Origin of the sequence: Pelagibius sp. (assembly GCF_028289705.1) — a bacterium.
In the GTDB taxonomy this organism is placed as follows: Bacteria; Pseudomonadota; Alphaproteobacteria; order Kiloniellales; family Kiloniellaceae; genus Pelagibius.
In genome coordinates this window covers 1-4,762 of record NZ_JANQOI010000190.1, presented here as the reverse complement: position 1 = coordinate 4,762, position 4,762 = coordinate 1, and the positions used below count along the sequence as shown (strand labels likewise).

Here is a 4,762-nt window from a genome sequence, read left to right as displayed (position 1 = left end):
ACCCGCGAAAAGATCGCCGAATGCAAAGGCCAGCTCGACCGCCTCTACGGCGCCCTGCGCGGCATCAAGCCGAGCGCCGAACATCCCCCGGCCAAGCTGCTCGACGCCCTGGCCGACGACCTCAACACGCCCTTGGCCGTGGCGGCGCTGCACGAGGTGGCGGGTAACCTGAACAAGGCGAGCGACGAAGGCGATCGCGCCGCCCTGGCCGGCGCGCTGCTGGCTGGCGGCGAACTGCTTGGCCTGCTCTGGGAAGACCCGGAGGCCTGGTTCAAGGGCGACACGGCGGAGGGTGGCCTTTCAGCCGAGGAGGTCGAAGCGCTGATCGCCGCCCGCGTCGAGGCCCGCAAGGCCAAAGACTTCGCGGAATCGGACCGCATCCGCGACGAGCTGCAGGCCCAGGGCATCGTCCTGGAAGACGGCCCCGGCGGCACCACCTGGAAACGGGCGGATTGAGGCGGCGCTCATCCTTCGAGACGCGGCTACGCCGCTCCTCAGGATGAGGTAGTGGATATGACCTCGTCCTGAGGAGGCGCTTCAGCGCCGTCTCGAAGGGCGAACAGCAATACGCTCCGCCAACAAGAGCCCCCTCACCCTCCCACGCAGAGGAGAGGGAATCTTGCAGGCTCCCCCTTGTTGGTTCGCCCTCTCCCTTGATGGGAGAGGGTCGGGGTGAGGGTGATGCTCGCGAGCGAAAACCCTGCGGCCCAATCTCACCAAGCAGAAAGCCCCCTCACCCTCCCGCTAACGCAGGCCCCTCCCTCTCCCACGAAGGGGAGAGGGAAAAACAACGAACCCCAAACGAAAGACCCTCTCCCCTGGTGGGAGAGGGTTGCGCAGCCTTGGTGAGATCGCAGATCGAACCTAGGCGAAGCTGGGTGAGGGGGAATGGCTGGTGGCAATTGTCCCGATTAAAACCTCTTGGCGAACAAAACTCCCAACTCTAGACGACTGATTCGCGACCAACCTCCCAGTACTTCAAGCCGGCATCTTCGAACTTCTGCTCGAGCGCTTCCAATCCGTGGTCGGCTCCATAGTTTCGTTCGCATTCGGTGATAGGCAACATCCACGCAACATGAGCGTGAGTATCACCCAAGCCGCAAATCTCGAACTCAGGCCCTAACGGATAAGGCTTCGAGACCAACCAATAGTCGCAGTAGGAACCGGGCAGCCAAGGCTCCCCAATTGGCAGGGTATGGCCGAAGCCAAGGTCATGCCTTGCATGATAGTGGGTAGTCATCGCCAGAAGCTCGACAATGCGAATACTATAGTCTTGTGCATGAATGACAAATTCCATCAACCCTGACTGATCATGCCAAAGTCGACTCGCGCCGATTGAGCAGTAGGTCCAAAGACCGATGACGGGCCCCGGCTCTGCGCAAAACACTTCGAAACCAGGAACTACAGCATTGATTGGCCCCTGTTCCCACCGTTCCATCTTTGTCCGGTGGCCACCAAAGTAGTCCTCGTAGTGTTTGAGAATTCTTGCCGTACGGTCTTGTGCTGTCACCAGCCCGTCCCTATTCCGCCGCCTGCGCTTCCGTGTCGGGCAGCGGTTCGCGCATGGTGACGAATTCTTCGGCAGCTGTCGGGTGGATGCCGACAGTGGCGTCGAAGTGCTGCTTGGTGGCGCCGGCCTTGATGGCGACGGCCATGCCCTGGACGATCTCCGGAGCGTCGAGGCCGACCATGTGGACGCCGACCACCTTCTGCCCGGCGCGCTCGACAATCAGCTTCATCATGGTCTTCTCGTCGCGGCCGGAAAGGGTGTGCTTCATCGGCTTGAAGGTGGAGCGGTAGAGGTCGAGGGCGCCGTACTCCTCCCGCGCCTGAACCTCCGTCAGGCCGACCGTGCAGACCGGCGGGTGGCTGAAGACGGCGGAGGGCACGTCGGCGTGGTCCATTGCGCGCGGCGTACCGCGATAGACCGTGTCGACGAAGGCCATGGCCTCCTGGATCGCCACCGGCGTCAGGGCGATGCGGTCGGTCACGTCGCCGACGGCGTAGATGTTGTCCGCCGTAGTGCGCGAATAGGCATCGACCTGGATGGCGCCGCGCTCGTTCAATTCAACGCCTGCAACCTCAAGACCGAGGTTCCCCACGTTCGGCTTGCGGCCGGTCGCCGCCATCAGCAGATCGGTCTCCAGGGTCGAGCCGTCGGAGAGGTGCAGCAGCAGGTCCTTCTCGCGCTTCTCGACCCGGTCAATGATGGTCTCGACAATGATGTCGATGCCCTTCTTCACCATCTCTCCGGCCAGGGTGTTGCGCACGTCGTCGTCGAAGCCGCGCAGAATCTGCGGGCCGCGGTACATCTGCGTCACCTTGCTGCCGAGGCCGTTGAAGATGCCGGCGAACTCCACCGCGATGTAGCCGCCACCGGCGATCACCACGCGCTTGGGCAGTTCGGTCAGATGAAAGGCCTCGTTGGAGGATATGCCGTGCTCCCAGCCCGGCTCCATGGGAAAGGTCGGCGTGCCCCCGGTGGCGATCAGAATCGTCTCGGCGGAGAACACCTCCTCGCCGACCGCGACCCGGTGGGCATCCAGCAGGCGGGCATGGCCCTGGTAGATCTCGACCCCCGCCGTGTTCAGCAGCTTCTTGTAGATGCCTTCAAGGCGATCGATTTCCTTGTCCTTGTTGGCGATCAAAGTGGCCCAATCAAAACTGGCCGGCGCCACCGTCCAACCGAAGCCCGCGGCGTCCTCGAAGTCCTCGTGAAAATGGCTGGCGTAGGACAGCAGCTTTTTCGGCACGCAGCCGCGGATGACGCAGGTACCGCCGTATCGGTAGGATTCCGCTATGGCAACGCGCGCGCCGGTTGCAGCCGCCATGCGGGCGCCCCGGACTCCGCCCGATCCGCCACCGATAACGAAAAGATCATAGTCATATCCGGCCATTTTTTGTCCTTCGAAAGGCCCAGGCACAGGGCTCTGCTTGGTCAGGCGCCAATCTAGGCAGAGCCCCCAGAGGCCGCAAGGCTCACCGGCTCCTGGGCGCCGCGCCCGAAGCTACGCTGAATGCTTAGATGCTTAGAATCTCAAAGAGTTGCGCGATTTATCACACCGCGCCAAGATAATGTAACAAAAGCAACAAATGAAACGGTGGGGACAAGAAAACCACCACACAGGGACGGATATCCGGAGTTGAACCATGTTGTTCCAGAAGCTGATGCAGAAGGTCGTCGAGCGGGGCAACCTGCGCCTGATCGATGCTGGGGGACGAACCTACGACTGCGGCGACGGCAGCGGCCAGCGCTGCACCCTGCGCCTCAACAATCGCGCTCTTGAATACAAGCTCGTTCTCAATCCACCGCTTTATCTGGCCGAAGCCTACATGGACGGCGAGATCACAGTGGAGGAAGGCAGCCTGCGCGGCTTCATCGAAATGCTGGCGCGTAATTACCATGTTCTGGAAAACAACCGGCTGGTCTCCCTGGGCTTCGCCCTGGCCCGCCACACCCGCCACCTGAAACAGTACAACCCGATCGGCAAGGCCCAGCAGAACGTCGCCCATCACTACGACCTCTCCGGCGAACTCTACGACCTCTTTCTCGATGACGACCGGCAATATTCCTGCGCCTACTTCCGTAACGGAGACGAGAGCCTGGAACAGGCCCAGGCCGACAAGAAGCTGCACCTCGCCGCCAAGCTCTATCTGAACAGGCCGGGCCTGAAGCTGCTGGACATCGGCTCCGGCTGGGGCGGTCTCGGGCTCTACATGGCGCGGGCCGGCGACTGTAACGTCACCGGCGTCACCCTTAGTACCGAGCAGCACAAGGTGAGCCAGGCGCGGGCCAAGAAAGCCGGCCTGGACGACCGGGTAAAGTTCCACCTGCGCGACTACCGCGAGGACGAGGACCGCTACGACCGCATTGTCTCGGTCGGCATGTTCGAACATGTCGGCAAAAAGAACTACCGAGAGTTCTTCCAGAAGGTCAGCGACCTGCTGACCGACGACGGTGTCTTCGTGCTGCACTCGGTCGGGCGGGTGAACGACCCGGGCCCGGTGAATCCCTTCATCCGCAAGTACATCTTCCCCGGCACCGACGTGCCGACCCTGGGCGAAGTCCTGCCGGTCATTGAGGACTGTATGCTGGAGGTGACCGATGTGGAGGTAATGCGTCTGCACTATGCGGAAACCCTGCGCCACTGGGAGGAACGCTTCCAGGCCAACCGGGACAAGATCGCCGAACTCTACGACGAGCGCTTCTGCCGCATGTGGGAGGCCTATCTGGTGGGCTGCGAAATGGGCTTCCGCCACCAGGGCCTGATGGTCTTCCAGATTCAGATCACCAAGAGCCCCACTGCGGTGCCGCAGACCCGCGACTACATCTATGAGTGGGAGCACGACCGCGCCGGCGCGGCCAGCCAGGCGGCGGAGTAGAGGCCGAACGGGACAAAGAGCCCCTGACCCCGACCTTCTTCCACGAAGAGGAGAAGGTCACTTGGCACGATTCCCCGTGTTGGTTCCCCCTCTCCCTTGATGGGAGAGGGTCGGGGTGAGGGTGAATCCTGCGAGCGAAGACTCTGCGGTTAAGCCTCACCAGGCGGATAGGCCCCTCACCCTCCCGCTTCGCGGGCCCCTCCCTCTCCCACGAAGGGGAGAGGGTCGCACAGCGGAGCTCTTTTGCTTTTTCTCTCACCCAACATGAAGCACCGGGTGGGAGAAGACCGAAGTGAGGCAGACGCGCCAGACGCCCCGCTCACACCCCGCCCATGCAGAGGTACTTGGTCTCCAGGAATTCCTCGATGCCGTACTTGGA

Annotated in this window: 4 protein-coding genes; 2 read left to right on the top strand and 2 right to left on the bottom strand. The window is 62.3% G+C overall.

Annotated elements, in window-relative coordinates; genetic code table 11:
* On the top strand, positions 1–456 hold a 456-nt coding region (locus tag Q0996_RS25135; RefSeq protein ID WP_322096806.1), incomplete at its 5' end, for a DALR domain-containing protein.
* A gap of 487 nt (positions 457–943) precedes the next feature.
* On the opposite strand, the gene Q0996_RS25130 is transcribed toward Q0996_RS25135, so the two are convergent.
* Both Q0996_RS25130 and gor read right to left on the bottom strand, forming a co-directional pair.
* Complete coding sequence (locus tag Q0996_RS25130; RefSeq protein ID WP_299626872.1) at positions 944–1,510, bottom strand: suppressor of fused domain protein; 567 nt, start codon at positions 1,508–1,510, stop codon at positions 944–946.
* A gap of 10 nt (positions 1,511–1,520) precedes the next feature.
* Entirely contained in the window at positions 1,521–2,897 is a 1,377-nt protein-coding gene (gene gor, locus Q0996_RS25125; RefSeq protein WP_299626869.1) for a glutathione-disulfide reductase, read from the bottom strand.
* Between the two features lie 253 nt (positions 2,898–3,150).
* Here gor and Q0996_RS25120 point away from each other — a divergent pair, with 253 nt between their 5' ends.
* A complete protein-coding gene (locus tag Q0996_RS25120; RefSeq protein WP_299626866.1) occupies positions 3,151–4,383 on the top strand; it encodes a cyclopropane-fatty-acyl-phospholipid synthase family protein in 1,233 nt (410 codons plus the stop codon).
* Positions 4,384–4,762 lie beyond the last annotated feature (379 nt).

What these genes read in the sequence shown, in the direction of transcription:
- Q0996_RS25120 (WP_299626866.1), top strand. Translation starts at nt 3,151, where the DNA reads ATGTTGTTCCAGAAGCTGATGCAGAAGGTCGTCGAGCGGGGCAACCTG.
- gor (WP_299626869.1), bottom strand. Translation starts at nt 2,897, where the DNA reads ATGGCCGGATATGACTATGATCTTTTCGTTATCGGTGGCGGATCGGGC.